The 24,978-nt window shown below is 56.5% G+C and carries 21 protein-coding genes; 13 read left to right on the top strand and 8 right to left on the bottom strand.

Annotated features, from left to right (window positions below):
* Positions 1-98 precede the first annotated feature (98 nt).
* The 5 genes from fdnG to ACOTXT_RS08295 all read left to right on the top strand — a co-directional run bounded on the left by fdnG (position 99) and on the right by ACOTXT_RS08295 (position 6,762).
* The gene (fdnG, locus tag ACOTXT_RS08315; RefSeq protein ID WP_100245871.1) at positions 99-3,149 is read left to right on the top strand and encodes a formate dehydrogenase-N subunit alpha; all 3,051 of its coding nucleotides are present in this window, start codon (positions 99-101) and stop codon (positions 3,147-3,149) included.
* A gap of 12 nt (positions 3,150-3,161) precedes the next feature.
* Complete coding sequence (fdxH, locus tag ACOTXT_RS08310; protein ID WP_008501831.1) at positions 3,162-4,064, top strand: formate dehydrogenase subunit beta; 903 nt, start codon at positions 3,162-3,164, stop codon at positions 4,062-4,064.
* Positions 4,061-4,696: a formate dehydrogenase cytochrome b556 subunit gene (gene fdoI, locus ACOTXT_RS08305; RefSeq protein WP_008501832.1), complete on the top strand. Its 636-nt coding sequence runs from the start codon at positions 4,061-4,063 to the stop codon at positions 4,694-4,696. The genes fdxH and fdoI overlap by 4 nt, the downstream gene beginning before the upstream one ends.
* Complete coding sequence (gene fdhE, locus ACOTXT_RS08300; RefSeq protein WP_008501833.1) at positions 4,693-5,622, top strand: formate dehydrogenase accessory protein FdhE; 930 nt, start codon at positions 4,693-4,695, stop codon at positions 5,620-5,622. The genes fdoI and fdhE overlap by 4 nt, the downstream gene beginning before the upstream one ends.
* A 219-nt stretch (positions 5,623-5,841) precedes the next feature.
* Positions 5,842-6,762, top strand: coding sequence for an alpha/beta hydrolase (locus tag ACOTXT_RS08295; RefSeq protein WP_055321893.1), 921 nt, complete (start codon positions 5,842-5,844; stop codon positions 6,760-6,762).
* Positions 6,763-6,770: 8 nt separating this feature from the next.
* On the opposite strand, the gene fabY is transcribed toward ACOTXT_RS08295, so the two are convergent.
* From fabY to ACOTXT_RS08265, 6 genes are all read right to left on the bottom strand, one after another.
* Positions 6,771-7,712, bottom strand: coding sequence for a fatty acid biosynthesis protein FabY (gene fabY, locus ACOTXT_RS08290; RefSeq protein ID WP_333164956.1), 942 nt, complete (start codon positions 7,710-7,712; stop codon positions 6,771-6,773).
* Positions 7,713-7,756: 44 nt separating this feature from the next.
* Positions 7,757-8,194, bottom strand: coding sequence for a D-aminoacyl-tRNA deacylase (gene dtd / locus ACOTXT_RS08285; RefSeq protein WP_008501836.1), 438 nt, complete (start codon positions 8,192-8,194; stop codon positions 7,757-7,759).
* On the bottom strand, positions 8,191-9,072 hold the full coding sequence (locus tag ACOTXT_RS08280) for a virulence factor BrkB family protein (protein WP_021242790.1): 882 nt from the start codon (positions 9,070-9,072) through the stop codon (positions 8,191-8,193). Before ACOTXT_RS08280 ends, dtd begins: the two co-directional genes overlap by 4 nt.
* Complete coding sequence (yihX, locus tag ACOTXT_RS08275) at positions 9,066-9,665, bottom strand: glucose-1-phosphatase (protein WP_008501839.1); 600 nt, start codon at positions 9,663-9,665, stop codon at positions 9,066-9,068. The genes ACOTXT_RS08280 and yihX overlap by 7 nt, the downstream gene beginning before the upstream one ends.
* 88 nt (positions 9,666-9,753) lie before the next feature.
* Complete coding sequence (locus ACOTXT_RS08270; protein ID WP_227156930.1) at positions 9,754-10,257, bottom strand: hypothetical protein; 504 nt, start codon at positions 10,255-10,257, stop codon at positions 9,754-9,756.
* Positions 10,221-10,964, bottom strand: a complete 744-nt coding sequence (locus tag ACOTXT_RS08265; RefSeq protein WP_055321892.1) for a winged helix-turn-helix domain-containing protein — start codon at positions 10,962-10,964, stop codon at positions 10,221-10,223. Before ACOTXT_RS08265 ends, ACOTXT_RS08270 begins: the two co-directional genes overlap by 37 nt.
* A gap of 547 nt (positions 10,965-11,511) precedes the next feature.
* On the opposite strand from ACOTXT_RS08265, the gene ACOTXT_RS08260 reads away from it, so the two are divergent.
* Positions 11,512-12,129, top strand: a complete 618-nt coding sequence (locus tag ACOTXT_RS08260) for a hypothetical protein (protein WP_021242787.1) — start codon at positions 11,512-11,514, stop codon at positions 12,127-12,129.
* A gap of 71 nt (positions 12,130-12,200) precedes the next feature.
* On the top strand, positions 12,201-15,065 hold the full coding sequence (locus tag ACOTXT_RS08255) for an autotransporter outer membrane beta-barrel domain-containing protein (RefSeq protein WP_063930056.1): 2,865 nt from the start codon (positions 12,201-12,203) through the stop codon (positions 15,063-15,065).
* Between the two features lie 40 nt (positions 15,066-15,105).
* Here the strand turns inward: ACOTXT_RS08255 and ACOTXT_RS08250 are convergent, their stop codons facing one another.
* Both ACOTXT_RS08250 and ACOTXT_RS08245 read right to left on the bottom strand, forming a co-directional pair.
* Complete coding sequence (locus tag ACOTXT_RS08250) at positions 15,106-15,900, bottom strand: DeoR/GlpR family DNA-binding transcription regulator (protein WP_021242785.1); 795 nt, start codon at positions 15,898-15,900, stop codon at positions 15,106-15,108.
* 34 nt (positions 15,901-15,934) lie between these two features.
* A complete protein-coding gene (locus ACOTXT_RS08245; protein ID WP_055322446.1) occupies positions 15,935-16,831 on the bottom strand; it encodes a sugar kinase in 897 nt (298 codons plus the stop codon).
* Positions 16,832-16,986: 155 nt separating this feature from the next.
* On the opposite strand from ACOTXT_RS08245, the gene yihU reads away from it, so the two are divergent.
* From yihU to ACOTXT_RS08215, 6 genes are read left to right on the top strand one after another with little or no spacing between them, the layout of a single operon-like run.
* Positions 16,987-17,877: a sulfolactaldehyde 3-reductase gene (gene yihU, locus ACOTXT_RS08240; protein WP_008501847.1), complete on the top strand. Its 891-nt coding sequence runs from the start codon at positions 16,987-16,989 to the stop codon at positions 17,875-17,877.
* A 17-nt stretch (positions 17,878-17,894) separates the two neighbouring features.
* Positions 17,895-18,770 carry a sulfofructosephosphate aldolase gene (yihT, locus tag ACOTXT_RS08235; protein WP_055322445.1) on the top strand — a complete coding sequence of 292 codons (876 nt, stop codon included), beginning with the start codon at positions 17,895-17,897 and terminating at the stop codon, positions 18,768-18,770.
* Between the two features lie 14 nt (positions 18,771-18,784).
* A complete protein-coding gene (yihS, locus tag ACOTXT_RS08230; protein WP_021242782.1) occupies positions 18,785-20,026 on the top strand; it encodes a sulfoquinovose isomerase in 1,242 nt (413 codons plus the stop codon).
* Positions 20,027-20,042: 16 nt separating this feature from the next.
* The gene (locus ACOTXT_RS08225) at positions 20,043-22,067 is read left to right on the top strand and encodes an alpha-glucosidase (RefSeq protein ID WP_055322444.1); all 2,025 of its coding nucleotides are present in this window, start codon (positions 20,043-20,045) and stop codon (positions 22,065-22,067) included.
* A gap of 45 nt (positions 22,068-22,112) precedes the next feature.
* Positions 22,113-23,495: an MFS transporter gene (locus tag ACOTXT_RS08220; protein ID WP_045336258.1), complete on the top strand. Its 1,383-nt coding sequence runs from the start codon at positions 22,113-22,115 to the stop codon at positions 23,493-23,495.
* 42 nt (positions 23,496-23,537) lie between these two features.
* Complete coding sequence (locus ACOTXT_RS08215; protein ID WP_333164947.1) at positions 23,538-24,962, top strand: MFS transporter; 1,425 nt, start codon at positions 23,538-23,540, stop codon at positions 24,960-24,962.
* Positions 24,963-24,978: the final 16 nt, after the last annotated feature.

Raw genomic sequence — 24,978 nt, 5'->3', positions numbered from 1 at the left:
GAATTGAGGGATTAACGCAAATTTTTTCCTTTGCGGTCATTCTTCAACCGCGAAGTCAAAACTACATATGTAAGCAATGTCGAAACAAGGAGTGACCCATGCAGGTCAGCAGAAGGCAGTTCTTTAAGATCTGCGCTGGCGGTATGGCAGGCACCACGGCAGCGGCACTGGGCTTTGCACCCGGCGTAGCGCTGGCGGAAACGCGGCAGTATAAACTGCTGCGCACCCGTGAAACCCGTAATACCTGTACGTACTGCTCTGTCGGTTGCGGGCTGTTGATGTATAGCCTCGGCGACGGTGCTAAAAACGCCAAAGCGTCTATTTTCCATATCGAAGGCGACCCGGATCACCCGGTTAACCGCGGCGCATTGTGCCCGAAAGGGGCCGGTCTGGTGGACTTTATCCACTCCGAAAGCCGCCTGAAATTCCCTGAATACCGCGCGCCGGGTTCCGACAAATGGCAGCAAATCAGCTGGGAAGAGGCGTTTGACCGCATCGCTAAACTGATTAAAGAAGACCGCGATGCCAACTTTGTTGAGAAGAACGCCGACGGCGTCACGGTCAACCGCTGGCTCTCCACCGGGATGCTGTGTGCCTCTGCTTCCAGCAACGAAACCGGTTATTTAACCCAGAAATTTACGCGCGCACTCGGTATGCTCGCGGTCGACAACCAGGCGCGTGTCTGACACGGACCAACGGTAGCAAGTCTTGCTCCAACATTTGGTCGCGGTGCGATGACCAACCACTGGGTCGACATCAAGAACGCCAACCTCATTGTGGTGATGGGCGGTAACGCCGCTGAAGCGCACCCTGTCGGGTTCCGCTGGGCGATGGAAGCCAAAATCCACAACGGTGCGAAACTGATTGTGATCGATCCCCGCTTCACGCGTACTGCGTCAGTGGCGGATTTCTACACCCCTATTCGTTCAGGTACTGACATCACTTTCCTGTCAGGCTTACTGCTGTACCTGATGACCAACGAAAAATACAACCGCGAATACACCGAAGCTTATACCAACGCCAGCCTGATCGTGCGTGAGGATTACCACTTCGAAGATGGTCTGTTTAGCGGTTACGACGCCGAAAAACGCAAGTACGACAAAACCAGCTGGAACTACGAGCTGGATGAGAAAGGTTTTGCGAAGCGTGACACCACCCTGCAACACCCGCGCTGCGTGTGGAACCTGCTGAAAGAGCACGTCTCCCGCTACACGCCGGAGGTTGTCGAAAACATCTGCGGTACGCCGAAGGCGGACTTCCTGAAGGTGTGCGAGCTGATCGCCGAAACCAGCGCGAAAGATAAAACCGCGTCGTTCCTGTACGCCCTCGGCTGGACGCAGCACTCCATCGGCGCGCAGAACATCCGCACCATGGCGATGGTTCAGCTGCTGCTCGGCAACATGGGGATGGCAGGCGGCGGCGTGAACGCCCTGCGCGGTCACTCCAACATTCAGGGTCTGACCGACCTCGGCCTGCTGTCTCAGAGCCTGCCGGGCTATATGAACCTGCCAAGCGAGAAACAGACCGACCTGCAAACCTACCTGACGGCCAGCACGCCTAAACCGCTGCTTGAAGGCCAGGTGAACTACTGGGGCAACTATCCGAAGTTCTTCGTCTCAATGATGAAAGCGTTCTTCGGGGATAAAGCGACGGCGGAAAACAGCTGGGGCTTTGACTGGCTGCCGAAGTGGGACAAAGGTTACGACGTTCTGCAGTATTTCGAGATGATGCATCAGGGCAAAGTGAACGGCTATCTGTGCCAGGGCTTTAACCCGGTTGCCTCGTTCCCGAACAAGAACAAGGTTGTTGAGTCGCTGTCGAAACTGAAGTTCCTGGTGACGATTGACCCGCTCAATACCGAAACCTCGACCTTCTGGCAGAACCACGGTGAATCGAACGACGTCGATCCGTCGAAGATTCAGACCGAAGTGTTCCGTCTGCCATCGACCTGCTTTGCGGAAGAGAACGGCTCTATCGTCAACTCCGGGCGCTGGCTGCAGTGGCACTGGAAAGGCGCGGACGCCCCGGGCATCGCCATGAACGACGGCGAGATCCTGGCCGGTATCTTCTTACGCCTGCGTAAGATGTATGCGGCTGAAGGCGGCGCGAACCCTGAGCCTGTGCTGAACATGACCTGGAACTACTCGACGCCGGAAAACCCAGCGCCGGAAGAAGTGGCGATGGAGAGCAACGGTAAGGCGCTGGCGGACGTTATCGACCCGGCCACCGGCACCGTGCTGGCGAAGAAAGGCGATCAGCTCAGTACCTTCGCGCACCTGCGTGACGACGGCACCACCTCCAGCGGCTGCTGGATCTTTGCCGGTAGCTGGACGCCGAAAGGCAACCAGATGGCCAACCGCGATAACGCCGACCCGTCGGGTCTGGGCAATACGCTGGGCTGGGCATGGGCATGGCCGCTCAACCGCCGTATCCTCTATAACCGCGCGTCCGCTGACCCGCAGGGCAACCCGTGGGATCCGAAGCGTCAGCTGCTGAAGTGGGACGGTGCGAAATGGGGCGGCGTGGATATTCCGGACTACAGCACTGCCGCACCAGGCAGCGACGTCGGGCCGTTTATCATGCAGCCTGAAGGGATGGGGCGTCTGTTCGCTATCGATAAGATGGCGGAAGGTCCGTTCCCGGAACACTACGAGCCGTTTGAGACGCCGCTGGGCACCAACCCGCTGCACCCGAACGTGGTTTCTAACCCGGCAGCCCGTATCTTCAAGAGCGATTTTGAAGCGCTGGGTAAAAAGGACAAGTTCCCGTACGTGGGCACCACTTACCGTCTGACCGAGCACTTCCACTACTGGACCAAACACGCGCTGCTTAACGCCATCGCGCAGCCGGAACAGTTTGTGGAGATCGGCGAGAAGCTGGCGAACAAGCTCGGCATTGCCCATGGCGATACCGTGAAGGTCTCCTCTAACCGCGGCTACATCAAGGCCAAGGCGGTGGTGACCAAGCGTATTCGCACGCTGAACGTTCACGGTCAGCAGGTGGATACCATCGGCATCCCAATTCACTGGGGCTATGAGGGGGTGGCGAAGAAAGGGTTCATTGCGAACACCCTGACGCCATTCGTCGGTGATGCGAACACGCAGACGCCGGAGTTTAAGGCCTTCCTCGTGAACGTGGAAAAGGTGTAACGGAGACGACTTATGGCTTATCAATCTCAAGACATTATCCGTCGTTCCGCGACTAACGGTTTCACGCCCGCGCCTCAGGCGCGGGACCACCAGCAGGAAGTGGCGAAGCTTATCGACGTGACCACCTGTATCGGCTGTAAAGCCTGTCAGGTGGCCTGCTCTGAGTGGAACGATCTGCGTGACGAAGTGGGCCACAACGTCGGGGTGTACGACAACCCTGCGGACCTGACCGCCAAGTCCTGGACGGTGATGCGTTTCTCGGAAGTGGAGCAGAACGACAAGCTGGAATGGCTTATCCGCAAAGACGGCTGTATGCACTGTGCGGATCCGGGCTGCCTGAAGGCATGTCCGTCAGAAGGGGCTATCATTCAGTATGCCAACGGCATCGTCGACTTCCAGTCCGAGCAGTGCATTGGCTGCGGCTACTGCATCGCGGGCTGTCCGTTCGACGTACCGCGCCTGAACCCGGAAGACAACCGCGTCTACAAATGCACCCTGTGCGTGGACCGCGTTACCGTCGGCCAGGAGCCAGCGTGCGTGAAGACCTGCCCAACCGGCGCCATCCACTTTGGTTCTAAAGAGGATATGAAAACGCTGGCGGCAGAGCGCGTGGGCGAGCTGAAAACCCGTGGTTACGACAACGCGGGCCTGTACGATCCGGCCGGGGTTGGCGGTACGCACGTGATGTACGTGCTGCACCACGCCGACAAGCCGAACCTGTATCACGGCCTGCCGGAGAACCCGGAAATCAGCGCCACCGTGAAGTTCTGGAAAGGCATCTGGAAACCGCTGGCAGCGGTGGGCTTTGCTGCCACCTTTGCAGCGAGCATCTTCCACTACGTCGGCGTCGGTCCGAACCGCGCGGAAGAGGAAGACGACAACCTGCATGAAGAGAAAGACGAGGTGCGCAAATGAGAAAACGTGACACCATCGTGCGCTACACCGCGCCGGAACGCATCAACCACTGGGTCACTGCCTTCTGCTTCATGCTGGCGGCGATAAGCGGGCTGGGGTTCTTCTTCCCGTCCTTCAACTGGCTGATGCAGATCATGGGGACACCACAGCTGGCGCGCATCCTGCACCCGTTTGTGGGCGTCATCATGTTCGCGTCGTTCATCATCATGTTTTTCCGCTACTGGCACCATAACCTAATCAATCGGGATGATATCTTTTGGGCGAAGAATATTCGTAAGATCGTCGTCAACGAGGAGGTGGGTGACACCGGGCGTTATAACTTCGGCCAGAAATGCGTATTCTGGGCGGCGATTATCTTCCTGGTCCTGTTGCTGGTCAGCGGCGTGATCATCTGGCGTCCGTACTTTGCGCCTGCTTTCTCAATCCCGGTGATCCGATTCGCGCTGATGCTGCATTCATTTGCCGCAGTGGCGTTAATTGTGGTTATCATGGTGCATATCTACGCCGCCCTCTGGGTGAAAGGCACCATTACCGCGATGGTGGAGGGATGGGTCACCAGCACGTGGGCGAAGAAACATCACCCGCGCTGGTACCGTGAAGTCCGCCAGAAACAGGAAAAGTCATCTGAATGAGTATTCGCATAATCCCGCAAGATGAGCTGGGGTCGAGCGAGAAACGCACGGCGGATTATATTCCGCCGTTGTTATTCCCCAGACTCAAGAACCTCTACAACCGCCGCGCAGAGCGTCTGCGCGAGCTGGCAGAGAACAACCCGCTGGGTGATTTTCTGCGCTTTGCCGCGCTGGTCGCCCACGCGCAGGAAGTGGTGCTGTACGACCACCCGCTGCAAATGGACCTGACCGCGCGGATCAAAGAAGCCAACGCGCAGGGCAAGCCGCCGCTGGACATTCACGTCCTGCCGCGCGACAAGCACTGGCAAAAGCTGCTGCATTCGCTGATTGCCGAGCTGAAGCCGGAAATGAGCGGAACCGCGCTGGCGGTCATTGAGAATCTGGAAAAAGCGTCCGAACAAGAGCTTGAAGAGATGGCGAGCGCGCTGTTCGCGTCCGACTTCTCGCTGGTCAGCAGCGATAAGGCGCCGTTTATCTGGGCAGCCCTGTCGCTCTACTGGGCACAAATGGCAAGCCTGATCCCGGGCAAAGCTCGCGCCGAATACGGCGAGGCGCGCCAGTTCTGCCCGGTATGCGGCTCTATGCCGGTATCGAGCATGGTGCAAATCGGCACCACTCAGGGGCTGCGCTACCTGCACTGCAACCTGTGTGAAACCGAGTGGCACGTGGTGCGCATTAAGTGCAGCAACTGCGAGCAGACCCGCGATCTGAACTACTGGTCGCTGGAGAATGAAGACGCGGCGGTGAAAGCCGAAAGCTGCGGCGACTGCGGCACCTACCTGAAGATTCTCTATCAGGAAAAGGACCCGAAAGTCGAAGCGGTGGCCGACGATCTCGCCTCGCTGATTCTGGACGCAAAGATGGAGCAGGAGGGCTTTGCCCGCAGCTCGATCAACCCGTTCCTGTTCCCGGGCGAAGGGGAGTAATTCCCTGTGACAGTGCCGGGCGGCGCGTGCTTGCCCGGCCTGTAATTCGACAGCAATACCCGCCGCCTTTCATGCCAGATACTCTCCATTCTCGTTGAGAGACGCGTTATCGCCTTTGCGAGCCGCTTTCCAGGTTGTTGCCTTCAACACTATTCTTGTTTTCTTTTGAATCAAACCAGGCTATAAAACTGTTCATCCATACAGTAAAAGGGATTATTCATGGCGCTGGAAAAGGGTATTGCACAGCTGGTTCAGGGATTTATCGCTGCAGGGCGGCCCTCGTCACGTCGCCAGAGCATTGAGGTGCGACGAGCAGGCTATATTGCCAGCACAGGGCTTGCCGGGGAGACCGAAACGCGCGTTCAGGTGGAGACGCTTGTTCTTGAGGGTCTTACCATTCGGGTATTTTCACCTCTCAATGCGCCTGAACTATTGCCTGCTGCCATCTACTACCACGGCGGATGCTTTATCAGCGGCGGCTTTGATACCCATGACAACCAGCTCCGTCAGTTAGCCTGCTACGGCAATTGCCGGGTGGTTGCGATTCAATACAGGCTGGCGCCGGAGCATACCTTCCCCGCCGCACATGACGATGCGGAAAGAGGTGCAGATCTGGTCTGGCAATATGCGGATAAACTGGGCGTGGATAAAAACCGGATCACCTTTTGCGGAGACAGCGCGGGGGGACATCTTGCGCTGGTAACGGCGCTGCGGCTTAAGGCTAAAGGGCTCTGGCAGCCTGTACAGCTTATTCTTATCTACCCCATGCTCGACGCCACGGCCAGTTTTGAAAGCTATACCCTCAACGGCATGGATTACGTAATTACTCGCGATACCCTGCTGAGCGGCTATGAAATATATCTGGCTGGAGCCGACCGTAAGCATCCTGAAGTTAGCCCGCTGTGGCGAGAAGACTTCAGCGGCCTGCCAGCTGTCCATATCGTTACCGCTGAGTACGATCCGTTATGCGATGAAGGTGAGGCGCTGTTTCAACGCCTCACGGAGCAAGGAGTGACGTGTACCGCTCAGCGATGGCTGGGAGTAATACATGGCTTCTTCCAGCTTGGTGGAATTAGCCAATCAGCGCGAGATGTTATGCAGGATATCGCCGGGCGGATTCAGCACGCCCGGGGAGCGTAAACAGGAGATTACTCCTCCTCGTTCCCGCCCTCTTCATACGCGCCAAAAGGCTTCGCCGGAAGAACAATGTAGGTGCCTTCAAACACCGCGCCCGGCGTTTTATCGCCAAACAGTTCGACCTGCATTTGTACGCGCGCCTTGCGACCGCGTGCCAGACGGTCAAGATCGCCACCCAGTGATCCCAGATCGGCCACGGCGGTCGGCTTGCCGCTTATCGGCGCGCTATAGCGAATGTGGGCATCGGCCAGAATGATGGTCCCGCCCAGATGGCGCTCGCGCAGCATCAGCCAGATAAGCCCCCAGCCGGTGAGCGTGGCCAGTGAGAAAAGACTTCCGGCAAACAGGGTGTGGTGCGGATTCTGGTTGCCGGTTTCCGGCATGGTGGTAATAAATTTTTGTCCGGTGTACTGCTGAATGCGTACGCCCATTTTTTCGCTGAGCGGAATGTGCTGATACCAGGCCTGCTGCAGCTGTCCGCACCAGTCGGCGCGATGCAGAATATCGTCCAGCGTGGCGATGGGTTTGATCATCAAAAAATGACGAATCGGCGTGGTTTGCGGGGTTGTGATTTCACCCTGATTCACAAAACCGAGTTTAGCGAAGAATTCCACGGCATCTTCGCGGGCGCTACAGGTGACGCGCTTAACGCCTTCCTGACGGGCGACGGATTCCAGGGTCATCGCCATTAGCGTCCCCAGACCTTTGTCCTGCAGGGAGGGATGAACCGCCATAAAGCGAATAGACGCTTCGTTATCGGCGTTGATATACAAACGCCCGACGGCCACAAGGTTGCCCTCTTCGTCCATCACCATCTGATGGTGGGCCATCGCGTCCCAGGCGTCTCGCTCAGAGCCTTTTGGCTGATGTAATGGCTTGCGTAGCATTTCCCAGCGGAACTGGTAATAGGCTTCTAACTCTTCTTCCGTTTGCGGTACTCGAAGGTGATACATAGCTGTACTCTCTCTTGTTACCCGCGGCCACGCCGTAAGTATGCTCATACCTGGAGCCAGAATGTGACGGGGCCATCGTTCACCAGCGATACCTGCATATCTGCAGCGAATCGTCCGGTTTGCGTATTCATTTCCTGCTGGCGACAACGCTCAACAAAGTACTCGTAAAGTGCTTCTGCACGATCCGGCGCGGCGCCTTTCGAGAAACTCGGGCGCATGCCGCGCTCGGTATCCGCTGCCAGCGTAAACTGGGAAACCACCAGCACGCTGCCGCCCGCCTGCTGGACGTTCAGGTTCATCTTGCCTTCCGCATCGCTGAAAATACGGTAGCCCAGCACGCGCTCACACAAGCGGTTGGCTTTTTGTTCGTCATCATCCTTTTCGACACCTAACAACACCAAAAGTCCTGGGCCAATTTCACCCGTCACCTCTCCCTCCACGGTGACGCTGGCACGGGTTACGCGCTGTATCAATGCAATCATGGTTGGTCTGCTTCTTGTTGTTTTTCAGCTTCTGCTGCTTTTTTAAGTTCGCGGTATACACCGAGAGTGACAGTTATTTCAGCACCAAGCAAGACGATACACCAGGTCCAGTAGACCCAGACAAACAAAATGGGGATCACCGCCAGCACGCCGTAAATCAGCTGATAGGACGGAAACATGGTGATGTAAAGGGCAAACCCTTTCTTACCGAGCTCAAAGAGCAACGCCGCCACCAGCGCCCCCACGACCGCATCGCGGTTAGGCACGCGCGTGGTCGGCACCACGCTATAGAGCAGCCAGAACGAGAGCCACGACAGGATCAACGGAAAGATGCGAAGCACATTATCAATCACGCCGTTTAAATCGCTCGCCCAGCGCAGGGAGAGCAGATACGAACTGATCGCGAGGCTCGCCCCGGCCAGCAGCGGCCCCAGCGTGAGGATCATCCAGTACACGGCAAAGGAATAAACCTTTGGCCGCGCTTTTTTACTCCGCCAGATCGTGTTCAGCGCGTTATCGATGGCGTACATCAACAGCAGCGCGGTGACAATAAGACCGCATGCCCCCACTGCCGTCATCTTGCTGGAGTTAGCAACAAACTGCTCAATGTAGTTCTGGATGACATCCCCGGTTGCCGGAATGAAATTCGCGAAGACAAAATGACGAAGCTGCAGGCTGACGTCCGCAAACATCGGAAAGGCGGAAAACAGGGCAAAGATGACTGCCACCAGAGGCACTAATGAGAGCAACGACACGTAGGCGAGGTTACCCGCCAGCGTGGTCATATTGTCCTCATCAATCCGGTGCCAGAGCAGTTTCAGCCAGGCCCGCAGCGGGCGAGTATGGTGCGTGGCTTTTTGATGAACGGTTTTTAGCATAGCTGCTTCGCAAAGTAGTCTGGTATCGTCTCTTTTCCGGTCACCAGAATTGACGTAATACCCAACTGGTTAGCTCCCTCTATATTATCGGCGTTGTCGTCGAAAAAGACCGCATCGGCCGCGGTGAATCCCTCTGCCTGCAGAACAGCCTGATAGATTCGCGCTTCAGGCTTACGCATCCCCATCTCCTGCGAGAGGTAGATCTTATCCGCCGCCGCCTTAACTTCAGGGTATTCTTCAGGCCAGAACGTGGTGTGCAGACGGTTGGTATTTGACAGCACAACGACCCGATGTCCCTGCTCGCGCAGTTTGTGCATGATGTCGATCACCTCAGGGCGAACCGCCACAAATACCGCCTGCCAGCCGTGGGAAAACTGTTCATAGCTTAACGAAAGCCCCATCTCCTGGCAGAAACGTTCAGCGAATGCTTCATCGCTGATTTCACCGCGCTCATGCTGGTGGAAGGTCTCGCCCATCGCGAAATTCTGCTTTAAGGTCGCCAGCGGCACGCGGCTAAAATCGCTCCATGCACCCAACACGCGATTAAAATCGATATCGACGATGACGTTTCCTAAATCAAAGATATAAAGCATGTTTATCTCCTGCTCGCCGTGGAGAGGTAACTGTAGCGGGAATAAAGAGATTTGACTATGGATGCGGTCTAAGGTGTGCGATCGATTTTTACGGCGCGTTTTTACGACAGTAAAGCGAAGGGACGTTTGACGCGGCAAAAATCCAGGCCCCCCGATACTCATCGATCATCAGGCTCAGCTCCCTACCCGGCGTGCGGTAAAAACCCGGTAGCGTTGCGTTGATATCAGCCTCATCCGCATTATCGGCAAAGGTTTTAACAATACGATTGTTATTTAACACGCGCGCGTTCTCATGGTCACTGTAGTGAAAATAGATGGTACGATTAACTTCAGTAACCGTCTGACCAAATAATTTACCGTTAATAACCGTAGACCCCTCCCGATGCTGCATCCGCCAGGAAACCGTACCCACAAATCGGTTTTTACCAATCGTCCATTCCACATCTCCCGTACAGCGTATCGGCGTACTCGATAAATGCGAATAAGCTAACCAGCCACTGGTAATAGCGGCCGCCAGAAATGCCGCCAGCAAAATGATACGGTTCCGGAGAGTCATCATTTTTCGTGCGCCCAAAAATAATGGGTGGTACATAACGCCGTCGCGTCCCTTCGCGCATCGTTATTACAGACAAACGCCGCGATTCGCTCCGTTTTACTATAGCCGACGAGAAAAACGTATCGTTTTTCGGCACACAGACCGGGATTATTGTTTAGCAGGCGCACGTAATGATCCTGAATATGTTCGTTAGGTGCATAAAAAAGTTGGCAGGCCTGGGTCGTGCTGCCCGTTGAAAGGGGAATGTAGTGACTAAACGGCATGTTCTGGTGCTTTTTATATAATATTCCCCCGTTGATAAGCGCGATCAACAAAAGCGTTGCGGTCGTTATTATCAGCCAGGCTGGCCTCTGCCTTGCGGCGCCATTGGCAACGACCACGTCTTTATTGGCTATGACTGGCTCAGCGGTTGGGACAAATAATTCAACCTCGGTAGCCTCGGAAAGCATAAGCCCGCGACGCGAAATCGTTTTTACCGTATCGCGCGGTAAGCCCACCTCAGCGAGGGCATTGCGTAATGTCAAAATAGCCTGGTAAAAGGTATTCGGCGTAGTGACGTCATTGCGCTCCCCCCATCCCACCACCATTAACTGGTTTTGCGAAATTATTTCTCCGGGATGGGTGATGAGATAAAGAAAACAGAGGTTGGCAGGAAGCTGCAATTGTATCGAGCGCCCGGTAATATGATTTACCAGGTTTTTGTTTTCTGGATCATACTCGACCACTTTGTTAATAAGATACAATTTTCCTTTCCTCAGCAATAACAACCCTTAACTATATACACCAGAAAGATATACGTATATTTAACAACAGTATAGGTCAGAAGGATCAGGACGCGATACCACCCCAACTAAGATTAAGAATAACACATTATTTTTCAATCGGTTAAAAGACAGTTTTCTTAGGTTTCTCTCATCTAAAACGACATAATGAGATTTCATTACACTTCGCCCGGCCCACTCATTATATTGAGCCCCAAGTCGCGAAAAGACTGTCGTTACGGCCGATTTAAGAAACGAATCTTTAGCTATTAGTGCTATTTCGTAAATCGTCCTCCGGGATTTTTTTTGTCGAATAATCTTAAGGGGCTGAAGAATAGTCCTGGAATACGATGGCCAAAGTATGTCCTTTCGCTATGGCTACGGCCTGACAAAATAGACATCACCAGGAATTTATATTCTTCACCACTATTTATCATAAACAAGAGAGGGGCACGGGATATGTTTCAAGATTGACACATTTGGATGGCAGTGAAATATTGACAGTGAAAATAAGACAGGAGTGGACTGGATGATGACATCGTCGCATAAGGTTGTCCGCTGTATGAGCTGTGAATTGTCCTGTCAGTTATTTCCAGATAACGCAGTACGTTCACAATATTGTGGAAATGCCTCATTCGCAGTTTGGCCAGGTGGTAACCATTTCCTGCAGATTGCAGTAGAAAATAAAATATTGCAAGGAAACAAGAATCACTTATTACGCGGCTTTATATTTGTAGACTTTTCGTTTTGCAACCTGCGCGTACTTGCCGATCCGCAATGGATTGAACGTCTGGTGAGAACTAACATGAACATCGTGATTATCACAGACCGCAAGCTGGAAGCATTGGCCAATTATTTTTTCATGCAGCGCAGTGAAATAAAGGGAATTATTTATTCGAATGATAACGACATTATATTAAAGGAAAAAATCAGCCATCTTTTCTCCGGGAGACGGGTAAATAGCAGACGCGGCAGTATGTTGAACGCTGTTGAATTTACGTTACTGAACAGATTTTTGTCAGGTGCGTGCCTCCAGGAGATTATAAAATCAGACGGCATTGATGTTAAAAAAATTTATGTTCATAAAATACGACTTGAGAGGAAGTTAGGCACCAGTATTCATAAAATTCTCGTTTCTATTTTGTAATTTCAACCTGTTTACCTACCCACATCTAATGGTGTGGAGGATGTTCTACGCCTGAAAGAAAGGGGGCAGTCATGCCATATTTAATGAAACACTCACCAGTCGCCGCTGCGATTTCGCTGGCGTTAACGTCAGCACTATTTACCGCACATGCAGCGGTAATAGATTTTGCTAATTTACCTGCCTCCGGAGCGGTAACGGATTTACCTGCAGAAATACAGGCACTGATACCTGCAACGGCAAACGCGAACTTTAGCAAAAATACCGGCGATCCTAACTATGTCTACCAGTACAGCCCGGGGAATATCCCGATTTACGGAGATGGGATCACCCTCGAAGGGCCTGGGGCGGAAGCCTTTGAGCATTCCGTTACCGTTATTCAGAACTCCACGTCCGGCAGCCCGGGCGTGATATTTGGTGACGATCTGACTATTCGCACCCAGTCAAAAGTGGCTGCCAATAATGGTAAAGACGTCGACGGTATTCGTACCCACGGGATGAACACGCCGGCCAACCCGGTATTTATCATTACCGGCGACCGCACCCACATCTACGTTAATGGCCAAAGCGGTGACGGCATCAATGCCGGGTACAGCTCCTTCAGTCAGGGTTCTCTCGGCTCCGCCAATATTTATGTGGGTGACGATCTCTATATCGAAACCACGGGCAGCACCGGGCGCGGGATTAGCGCTTATGCACTGAATGATGCCTCAAAGGCAAAAAATAACGTTATCGTCGGCGATCGTGCGCATATTGTGACGCGCGGGACTTACGCTGAGGGAATTCGTACCAACCAGAGCGGCTCATACGTCCGGCTGGGCGATGTGGCGACCATCGAAACGTACGGCACATCGGCCTATGGCCTGTACGCGGGCTCTGCGTCAAAAATTGAGCTAGGCAAAAGCGCGACGATTACCACCGACGCGGCCAGTGCCTCCGGGGTTTATTCTACCGGCTCGTCAACCATCACCCTTGATGAAGGCGCCACCATCACGACCAACGGTGCCAGTGCGCACGGCGTCTACGCGTACACCGGTGCGGTGAATCTGGGAGATAACGTCACCATTGCGGTAAACAGCAGCGAGAAAACCAGCAGCTCCGCGCAGGCGCCGCACGGGATGTATGCCTGGTCGCGCGGCGTGATAGCGCTCGCGGGTGGTGCAACCATTACCACCGCAGGCCAGCGCGACAGCGGTAGCTATGCCCTGAACGCCAGTAACGGCGGGGTGATTGATGCGTCCGCAGGAGGCAAGTTCATCCTCAACGGCGATATCCTTTCCGCAGGCGGCGTCGCGGCCACCAGCTCGCTTCCGGCACAAAACAGTACCATTACGCTGACTATGGATGACAATTCCCTGTGGAACGGAGCGTCCTTCATTGAGAGCAACGCCGCGGGTACCGGTACTATCGCACTGACGATGAATGATGCCGTCTGGAATCTGCGCGACAGCTCCACGCTGACCAGCCTGACGCTGAATGCGGGCGGCACGATTAATTTCCAGCATGCAGAGGACGCGGCGTGGCAAACGCTGACCATCAAGGATGATTTTATCGGCAACGGCGGCAAGCTGGTCTTCAATACCGTGCTGTTTGACGACACTTCGGAAACGGACAAACTGATCGTTGAAGGCAACACCTCCGGTCATACCGGGGTGGAAGTGAACAACATTGGCGGTGCCGGCGCGCAAACCGTAGAAGGGATTGAAATTGTCAGCGTTGGCGGCAACTCTGAGGGGACGTTTGAGAAGGCCAGCCGTATCGTGGCGGGGGGCTATGACTATAACGTTGTGCAAAAAGGTAAAAACTGGTTTTTGACCAGCCTGGTCGAGCCCGTTGATCCTGTAGACCCACCGGTCGACCCCGTAGATCCACCTGTTGACCCAGTGGACCCGGTAGATCCGCCCGTTGACCCGGTGATCCCGCCGCAAGAGCCGGTTCCCCCAGCTGCACCACCGAAAAGCGAGCACCAGTATCGCCCGGAATTTGGCAGCTATCTGGCAAACAGCTATGCGGCCAATACGCTGTTTATGACCCGTCTGCACGATCGTCTGGGTGAAACGCAATACACCGACATCCTTACGGGCGAGCAGAAAGTGACGAGCCTGTGGATGCGTAACGTCGGCGGTCATACGCGTTTTAAAGACGGCAGCGGCCAGCTAAAAACCACCGCCAATCGCTACGTGCTGCAGCTGGGTGGCGATGTCGCCCAGTGGAGCACCGATGGCCTGGACCGTTGGCATCTCGGCCTGATGGCAGGCTACGGCAACAGCCAGAGCCGGAGCGCTTCCAGCCTGACCGGCTACCGCTCACGCGGTGAAGTGAATGGCTATAGCGTCGGTCTGTATGGTACCTGGTACGCAAACGAGGCGGATAAAAGTGGCACCTACGTTGATAGCTGGGTGCTGTATAACTGGTTCGACAATAAGGTAATGGGACAGGATCAGGCCACTGAGAGTTATCGTTCCAGCGGCGTGACCGCCTCTGTCGAAGCGGGCTATAGCGTTAAGGTGGGCGAAAGCGACCGCAACAGCTACTGGATCCAGCCGAAAGCGCAGGCCGTTTGGATGGACGTGCAGGCTGACGATCATCGCGAGCGCAACGGCACGCGGGTGAAAGACGAGACTCAGGGCAACCTGATGACACGTCTCGGCGTGAAGGCCTACATCAGCGGACATAACGCGATTGACGACGGTAAATCACGGACCTTCCAGCCGTTTATCGAAGCGAACTGGATCCACAACACCCAGACCACGCGTATCCGCATGGATGACGTCAGCAATGACATGCATGGTTCGCGCAATATCGGTGAACTCAAGACCGGCGTAGAGGGGCAGATTACGCCGCAGCTTAGCGTATGGGGCAACGTGGCTCAGCAGATAGGCGATAAAGGCTACAGCGATACGCAGGGGATGTTAGGGGTGAAATACAGCTTTAAATAACAATATTTAAGCCGCTGTTTGCTCAGCGGCTTTTTTTGCTTCAGGCAATATCATCGCTGGTACTGGCCAGGATGATTTCAACCTTACTGGATTTCAGGTGAGTTTGCAGAGCCGAGCCAGGCATCTCATCGGTGAAGAGTGCCGTGGCCTGCGCCACGTTGCCAATCTCTACCGCCGCGGATGCGGTAAATTTCGTATGATCGGCTGCGAGCAGAATGTGGCGAGCGTGGGCGATCATGGTTTTCACCACGCTGGCTTCATTGACGTCAAACTCCATCATCGCGCCGTCGTGCTCAATTGCCCCCACGCTGGTCACGAGATAATCCGCCCGAAAACCAGACACAAACGCCGTTGCCGCAGGCCCGATAATCCCGCCATTGTGCGGGCGCAGCGTGCCGCCAGGCACCATCACTTCAAAGCGCGGATTCTTATACAGAATATGCGCCACCCGCAGGCTGTTGGTGATAATGCGCAGGTGGTTATGGTTGAGCAGCGCCCGGGCAACGTGCTCCACGGTCGTGCCGATGGTGATGAAAATAGTCGAGCCATCGGGAATATAGTCCGCAATGGCTTCGGCAATCGCCCGCTTCTCTTCGGTAAGCGAGACTTCACGCTGCTCGAACGCCGTGTTCACCACGCTGGATGCCCTGCCCGCCCCGCCATGATGACGCGTGATCAGCCCCTGCTCGCTGAGCTTACGGATATCCCGGCGCACGGTTTGCGTGGAGACATCCAGCAGCTGCGCCAGTTCATCAATGTTCATATAGCCGCGATCGGCAATCAGCGTCAGCAGCTGATCGTGACGCGGGTTGCCGGTCAGTTCGGTAAGGCTCATGGGCTGTCCTCTGAAAACCATCACGCCCCGCATTTTATACAAAAAGTGACAAAAAAGAGCGGGTTTGATCACAGTCAGGTATACCCGCGCGCCCGCCGGGCTTCGTGCATTTCAGCGCTGCGACGGCGCTGGCAAAACGCACGGCGTCTGCGGCGGGCAATTGCTGCCCCAGGCTGACCGCCAGCGCACCGTGGAACACGTCGCCCGCCCCCGTGGTATCCACCACGTTCACCTCAAAGCCGGGCTGATGGCACAATGCGCCGTTTTCCAGCCAGAAGCACCCGTCTCGCCCCTGCGTAACATACACATGTCCATTTGTGAGCGTTTGTGCTTTTCTCAGGGCATTTTCTGTTTCGTCCCGCTGCGTAAGGCGCCGCAGCCCCGGCGCGGAGAAGGCCGCGTGGTCGCTTAAGGCGATCAGCTCCGCGATGTCCTGCGGGGTGACATCCGCATCCAGCAACGTCGGAACGCCCTGCTGACGGGCCAGGGTAAATGCCTGTTTTGCCCCGTCATGCCAGCGCACGTCGGCTAAGACAATATCCCACTGAGAGAAGTCGATTTCTTGCAGCCAGTCTGCCGCCGCAGGGAGATCGGGGCTGGGGTAGTTGGCAATCACGCGCTCTCCGCCTGCGTCCACCAGCACCGCCGATTGTGACGATCGGGCACCCTTAAACACGCGCGTGTAGCGGGTCTTCACCCCCAGGGATTCCAGCTCCGCGAGCAGCCGTCTGCCGGTATCGTCATCACCCACCCGGCCAATAAAATCCACTTCCGCGCCCAGTTTCGCCGCCGCCACTGCCGCCGTTGCCGCCGGGCCGCCGCCCACCTCCGTATAGTCTTTTGCGACATATTTTCCACCTTCTTTTGGTAAATCATCGAGATACCAGATGCGATCCAGCACGGTAATGCCGACACAAACGATGCGAGTCATGGTGATTCCTTCTGCGATTTCTGATGCCTTCATTTTAATTTCACCAAATGTTTAAAAAGTGACCCGTGTCAATTTTTTGACTATAAATTACAAATACGATCAAAAACAGACAACATAAACGCACAAAAATTGACACGATGTGACAGGAGAAAGGCATGTCAGCAATCGCATTTATCGGTTTAGGGCAGATGGGCGCGCCAATGGCGAAGAATCTGTTGAAACAAGGTCACCAGCTTAACGTCTTTGACGTGAACCCGCAGGCGGTTCAGGCGCTGGCAGAGAGCGGCGCTCGGGCGGCGGCAACGCCCGCGCAGGCAGCAACGGACGCGGAATTCGTGATCACCATGCTGCCAAACGGCGACCTGGTACGCAGCGTCCTGTTCGGCGAGCACGGCGTGTGCGAAGGGTTATCCCGCGACGCGCTGGTCATTGATATGTCCACCATTCACCCGCTGCAAACCGACGCGCTGATACGCGACATGGCTGAGCAAGGCTTCAGCCTGATGGACGTGCCCGTCGGGCGCACCTCTGACCATGCCATCGCCGGCACGCTGCTCCTGCTGGCGGGCGGCACGGCGCAGCAGGTTGAGCGCGCCACCCCGGTCTTAATGGCGATGGGCAATGAGCTGATTAACGCCGGCGGGCCAGGCATGGGCATTCGCGTGAAGCTTATCAATAACTACATGAGCATTGCCCTGAACGCCCTTTCCGCCGAGGCCGCCGTGCTATGCGAAGCGCTTGGCCTCTCCTTTGACGTGGCGCTCAAGGTCATGAGCGGTACGCCTGCGGGTAAAGGCCACTTCACGACATCCTGGCCGAACAAGGTGCTGAAAGGGGATCTTTCTCCCGCCTTCATGATCGACCTTGCGCATAAAGATCTGGGGATCGCCCTCGACGTGGCCAACCAGCTCCACGTTCCGATGCCGCTGGGCGCGGCTTCCCGCGAAGTTTACAACCAGGCACGCGCCGCCGGGCGCGGGCGCGAAGACTGGACGGCCATTCTTGAACAGGTTCGCGCATCTGCCGGGCTGAAAAAAACACACTGATACGAAAGGACTGAGGAATGACGATGTACACCCTGAAAGATATCACCCGACCTTCCGGCGGTTTTGCGATGCTGGCCGTGGATCAGCGCGAAGCGATGCGCATGATGTTTGCTGCCGCAGGCGCGCCGGTACCGGTAACCGACCAGCACCTGACCGATTTTAAGGTCAACGCGGCAAAAATTCTGTCGCCGTACGCCTCCGCCATTCTCGTCGACCAGCAGTTCTGCTATCGCCAGATTGTCGAGCAGCAGGCCGTGGCCAACAGCTGCGCGATGATTGTGGCCGCCGACGAGTTTATTCCGGGGAACGGTATTCCGGTCGACAGCGTGGCGATCGACAAGAACGTCGACGCGCAGGCGGTCAAACGCGATGGCGGCAAAGCACTGAAGCTGCTGGTGCTGTGGCGCAGCGATGAAGATCCGCAGCAGCGCCTGGAGATGGTGAAAGCGTTCAATACGCTGTGCCACGATAACGGTCTGCTGAGCATTATCGAGCCGGTGGTGCGTCCGCCACGTCGCGGTGCCGCGTTTAACCGCGAACAGGCGATTATCGACGCGGCCAAAGAGCTGGGCGACAGCGGTGCCGACCTTTACAAGGTGGAGATGCCGCTGTTCGGCAAGGGCACGCAGCAGGAACTGCTGACAGCCTCGCAAAAGCTGAACGAGAACATCGCCATGCCGTGGGTGATCCTCTCCTCCGGCGTGGACGATAAGCTCTTCCCGCGCGCCGTAAGCGTCGCCATGCAGGCGGGGGCCTCAGGCTTTTTAGCCGGTCGCGCCGTCTGGTCCTCTGTGATTGGCCTGCCGGACACCGAGCTGATGCTGCGTGATATCTCCGTCCCCAAACTTCAGCGTCTGGGTGAGATCGTCGACGAAATGATGGCTCGCCGTTAAGAAAGGATCCGAACATGAAATGGTTTAACACCCTGAGCCATAACCGCTGGCTCGAACAAGAGACCGACCGCATTCTTGATTTCGGCAAAAATGCCGCCGTGCCGACCGGCTTTGGCTGGCTGGGCAATAACGGGCAGGTGCGCAGCGATATGGGCACGCATCTGTGGATCACCGCGCGTATGCTGCACGTTTACGCGGTGGCGGCGAACATGGGCCGTCCCGGCGCGTATGCCCTGGTTGAGCACGGCATTAATGCCCTCAACGGTCCGCTGCGCGACAAGCAGCACGGCGGCTGGTACGCCTGCGTAAACGATGAAGGCGTCATTGACGCCTCCAAGCAGGGCTATCAGCACTTCTTCGTCCTGCTGGGCGCGGCGAGCGCCGTGACCACGGGTCACCCGCAGGCGCGTAAGTTGCTGGACGATGCCATCGAGGTGATTGAGCGCTACTTCTGGAGCGAGCAGGAGCAGATGTGCCTGGAGTCCTGGGATGAAGCCTTCAGCAAAACGGAAGACTATCGCGGCGGTAACGCCAACATGCACGCCGTGGAAGCCTTCCTCATCGTCTATGACGTGACCCACGATCGTAAGTGGCTCGACCGCGCCCTGCGCATCGCCTCGGTGATTATTCACGACGTCGCGCGCAAAGGGGAGTACCGCGTTAACGAGCATTTCGACACCAGCTGGAACCCGATCCGCGATTACAACATTGATAATCCCGCCCACCGCTTCCGCGCCTACGGCGGCACGCCGGGGCACTGGATTGAGTGGGGCCGCCTGATGCTGCACCTGCGCGCCGCGCTGGAAGCGCGCTTTGAAACCCCGCCGGAGTGGCTGCTGGAAGATGCAAAAGGCCTGTTCCACGCCACCATCCGCGACGCCTGGGCACCCGACGGCGCCGACGGGTTTGTCTATTCCGTGGGCTGGGACGGCAAGCCAATCGTCCGCGAACGCGTGCGCTGGCCGATCGTCGAGGCGATGGGCACGGCCTATGCCCTTTATACCGTGACCGGCGAGGCGCAGTACGAAGCCTGGTATCAGAAGTGGTGGGATTACTGCATCAAATACCTGATGGATTATGAGAACGGATCCTGGTGGCAGGAGCTGGACACCAACAATGAAGTGACCACCAAAGTCTGGGACGGCAAGCAGGATATTTACCACCTGCTGCACTGCCTGGTGATCCCCCGCCTGCCGCTGGCCCCGGGCTTAGCCCCTGCCGTCGCCGCCGGATTACTGGATAGCCAGGCCAAATAATTAAGACGGAGTGTTTATGCGTACCCTACACAATATTGACCTGAAAAATAACGAAAGTGGCTTCACCCTGCGCTGGCAGGACCGTCTGATTTTATCCCACACCGCGGATGCCCCTTGCCTGTGGATTGGCGCAGGCGAGGCGGATATCGAGATGTTTCGCGGCAACTTCAGCATCAAAGACAAGCTCAACGAAAAGATTGCCATGACGGACGCGACCGTCACGCAGCAAAACGCGGGCTGGGCGATCCGCTTTACCCGCGGCGATGCGGTAAGCGCGACGCTGCTGGTGGGCGTGGATGCGGAAGGCCGTCTGGAGCTGAAGCTGAAAAATGACGCCGCCAGCCATAACCGCATCTGGCTGCGGCTGGCGGCGCAGCCAGACGATCATATTTACGGCTGCGGCGAGCAGTTCTCGTATTTCGATTTGCGCGGCAAGCCGTTCCCGCTGTGGACCAGCGAGCAGGGCGTGGGCCGCAATAAGCAAACCTACGTCACCTGGCAGGCCGACTGCAAAGAGAACGCGGGCGGCGACTACTACTGGACCTTCTTCCCGCAGCCTACCTTCGTGAGCACCCAGAAGTACTACTGCCACGTGGATAACAGCTGCTATATGAACTTTGACTTCAGCGCGCCGGAGTTCCACGAGCTGGCGTTCTGGGAAGATAACGCCACGCTGCGCTTCGAATGTGCGGAAACGTACGTCGATCTACTGGAAAAACTGACCGGACTGCTGGGGCGTCAGCCAGAGCTACCGGACTGGGTGTACGACGGCGTGACGCTGGGCATTCAGGGCGGCACTGAGGTGTGTCAGCAGAAGCTCGACACCATGCGTAACGGCGGCGTGAAGGTCAACGGCATCTGGGCGCAGGACTGGTCCGGCATTCGCATGACCTCCTTCGGCAAGCGCGTGATGTGGAACTGGAAGTGGAACAGCGCGCTCTATCCGCAGCTTGATGCGCGGATTGCGAAGTGGAAAGAGGAAGGCGTGCAGTTCCTCTCCTATATCAACCCGTACGTCGCCAGCGATAAAGATCTCTGCGAAGAGGCCGCGAAACGCGGCTATCTGACCAAAAACGCCAACGGCGAGGACTACCACGTCGAGTTCGGCGAGTTCTACGCGGGCGTTATCGACCTGACCAACCCGGCAGCCTACGACTGGTACAAAGAGGTCATTAAAAAGAACCTGATCGAACTGGGCTGCGGCGGCTGGATGGCCGATTTCGGGGAGTACCTGCCGACCGACACCTTCCTGCATAACGGCGTGAGCGCGGAGATCATGCATAACGCCTGGCCTGCCCTGTGGGCCAAATGTAACTACGAAGCGCTTCAGGAGACCGGCAAGCTCGGCGAGATCCTGTTCTTCATGCGCGCGGGCTATACCGGCAGCCAGAAGCACTCGGTGATGATGTGGGCGGGGGATCAGAACGTCGACTGGAGCCTGGACGACGGTCTGGCGTCCGTCATCCCTGCGGCGCTGTCGCTGGCGATGACCGGGCACGGCCTGCACCACAGCGACATCGGCGGCTACACCACCCTGTTCGAGATGAAGCGCAGCAAGGAGCTGCTGCTGCGCTGGTGCGACTTCAGCGCCTTTACGCCGATGATGCGTACCCATGAGGGCAACCGTCCAGGCGATAACTGGCAGTTCGACGGCGACGCGGAAACCATCGCGCACTTCGCGCGCATGACCACCGTCTTCACCACCCTAAAGCCGTACATCAAAGCCGCGGTCGCGCAGAACGCGAAAAGCGGCCTGCCGGTGATGCGTCCGCTGTTCCTGCACTACGAGGACGACGCGCGCGCCTACACGCTGAAATACCAGTACCTGTTTGGCCGCGACCTGCTGGTGGCGCCGGTTCATGAAGAGGGGCGCCGCGACTGGTCGCTCTATCTGCCGCAGGACAGCTGGGTGAATGCGTGGACCGGGGAAATCTGCCGGGGCGGTGACGTCACCGTTGATGCCCCGCTCGGCAAGCCGCCGGTCTTCTACCGCCAGCACAGCGAATGGGCAGATCTGTTTAGCACCTTACGTCATATCTGATAAGGCTCGCCCGCGGGGCAACCTGCGGGCAGACGGAGAACAATAATGAGTCAACATACTTCCGATCCGGCAACCCTGCGCCTGCCGTTTAAAGAAAAACTCGCCTACGGGATGGGCGATCTCGGCTCAAACATCCTGCTGGATATCGGCACGCTTTATCTGCTGAAGTTTTACACCGACGTGCTGGGCCTGCCGGGCACCTACGGCGGAATTATCTTCCTGATTGCGAAGTTCTTTACCGCCTTCACCGATATGGGCACCGGGATCATGCTCGACTCCCGGCGCAAGATCGGCCCGAAAGGGAAATTCCGCCCGTTCGTGCTCTATGCGGCGTTCCCGGTGACCTTACTGGCGATTGCCAACTTCGTTGGCACGCCGTTTGAAATCACCGGTAAAACGGTGATGGCGACGGTGCTGTTCATGCTGTACGGCCTGTTCTTCAGCATGATGAACTGCTCCTACGGCGCGATGGTGCCCGCCATTACCAAAAACCCGGACGAGCGCGCCTCGCTGGCCGCCTGGCGCCAGGGCGGCGCTACGCTGGGCCTGCTGCTCTGTACCGTGGGTTTTGTTCCGGTGATGAACCTGATTGAAGGCAATGACCAGCTTGGCTATATCTTTGCCGCCACCCTCTTCTCGCTGTTCGGACTGTTTTTTATGTGGTGGTGCTACAAGGGGGTGACCGAACGTTACGTCGAGGCGCAGCCCGCTAACCCGGCGCAAAAACCGGGGCTGCTGCAGTCGTTTCGCGCCATCGCCGGGAACCGTCCGCTGTTTATCCTGTGCATCGCCAACCTGTGCACGCTGGGCGCCTTTAACGTCAAACTCGCCATTCAGGTCTACTACACGCAGTACGTGCTGCACGACCCGATCCTGCTGTCGTACATGGGCTTCTTCAGCATGGGCTGCATTTTTATCGGCGTCTTTATGATGCCCGGCGCGGTGCGGCGCTTCGGCAAGAAAAAGGTCTACATCAGCGGGCTGATGATTTGGGTGGCGGGCGATCTGCTCAACTACTTCTTCGGCGGCGGCTCGGTGAGCTTTGTGGCGTTCTCCTGCCTGGCCTTTTTCGGCTCCGCGTTCGTGAACAGCCTGAACTGGGCGCTGGTGTCCGATACCGTGGAGTACGGTGAGTGGCGCACCGGCGTGCGCTCCGAAGGAACGGTGTATACCGGTTTTACCTTCTTCAGGAAGGTCTCCCAGGCGCTGGCGGGCTTCTTCCCGGGGATCATGCTCACGCAGATCGGCTATGTGCCCAACGTGGTGCAATCCAGTGGCACGGTTGAAGGGCTGCGGCAGCTGATATTTATCTACCCGAGCCTGCTGGCGGTTATCACCATCGTGGCGATGGGCTGCTTCTACAACCTCAACGAGAAGATGTATGTGCGCATCGTCGAAGAGATCGAACTGCGCAAACGTACGGCATAATGACGTGATAGAGCGCCCTGCGGGGCGCTTTGAGGATCGACCATGACACATAATACTGATCCGTTAACCCTGAAATTGAGCCTGCGAGAGAAGTGCGCCTACGGGATGGGCGATTTTGGCTCGAACCTGATGCTGTGTATTGGCACGCTGTATCTGCTGAAGTTTTACACCGATGAACTGGGCATGCCCGCGTTCTATGGCGGCATTATTTTCCTGGTGGCAAAGTTTTTTACCGCGTTTACCGACATGCTGACCGGGGTGCTGCTGGACTCCCGACGTAACATCGGCGCGCGGGGAAAATTCAGGCCGTTCATTCTTTACGCCTCCGTTCCGGTGGCGCTGGTGGCGACGGCGCAGTTTATGGCCAACGACTTTAGCCTGACGGTGAAAACGGCCCTCGCCACCGTGCTCTTCATGATGTTTGGCCTCTGCTATAGCCTGATGAACTGCGCCTACGGTGCGATGGTCCCGGCCATCACCAAAAACCCGAACGAGCGCGCGCAGCTTGCGGCGTGGCGTCAGGGCGGCGCAACGGTAGGACTGTTGCTCTGCACCGTCGGCTTTATGCCCATTCAGGCGCTGTTCGTCCACCAGCCCTCACTCGGCTATCTGGTGGCCGCGCTGGTGTTCGTTACCGGCGGCCTGTTCTGCATGTGGTGGTGCTACAGCGGGGTGAAAGAACGCTACGTCGAGCTTACGCCCGATCACCATAAGCCCGGCATTCTGAAATCATTCTGCGCGATTTTCCGCAATCCACCGCTGCTGGTGCTGTGCATCGCCAACCTGTGTACCCTCGCCGCCTTCAACATCAAGCTGGCGATTCAGGTCTATTACACCCAGTACGTGCTGAACGATCTGCATCTGCTGTCGTGGATGGGCTTTTTCAGCATGGGCTGCATTCTGATTGGCGTGTTTCTGGTGCCCAGCGCGGTAAAGCGCTTTGGCAAGAAACCGGTCTATCTGGGCGGGCTGGCGCTGTGGGCGGTGGGCGACGTGCTGAATTTCTTCTGGGGGACCAGCTCCCTGCTGTTCGTGCTGTTTTCCTGCATGGCCTTCTTCGGCACGGCGTTTGTGAACAGCCTGAACTGGGCGCTGGTGCCGGATACCGTCGATTACGGCGAGTGGAAAACCGGCATTCGCGCCGAAGGGTCGGTGTATACCGGCTATACCTTCTCGCGCAAAATCTCCGCCGCGCTCGCCGGTTTCCTGCCCGGCATCATGCTGACCCAGATTGGCTACGTTCCCCATGCCGTCCAGAGCGCGGGCACGCTGCTTGGGTTGCGTCAGCTGATTTTCCTCTGGCCGTGCGGCCTGGCGATTGTTGCTGCCGTGACCATGGGGCTGTTTTATAAACTCAACGAAGCGCGCTTCGCCTTTATTATCGAGGAGATTGGAAAACGGAAGAAACAAACTGCGAATACCCCTGAGATAACCACCAACAATAAAGCGTCAGCAGTCACTTTATAACAATAAATCCGGCCAC

Origin of the sequence: Enterobacter cloacae complex sp. IR5422, assembly GCF_049238165.1 — a bacterium.
Classification (GTDB): domain Bacteria; phylum Pseudomonadota; class Gammaproteobacteria; order Enterobacterales; family Enterobacteriaceae; genus Enterobacter; species Enterobacter roggenkampii.
The sequence above is the reverse complement of the archived record's forward strand: the minus strand, read 5'-3'. Positions and strand labels throughout refer to the sequence as shown.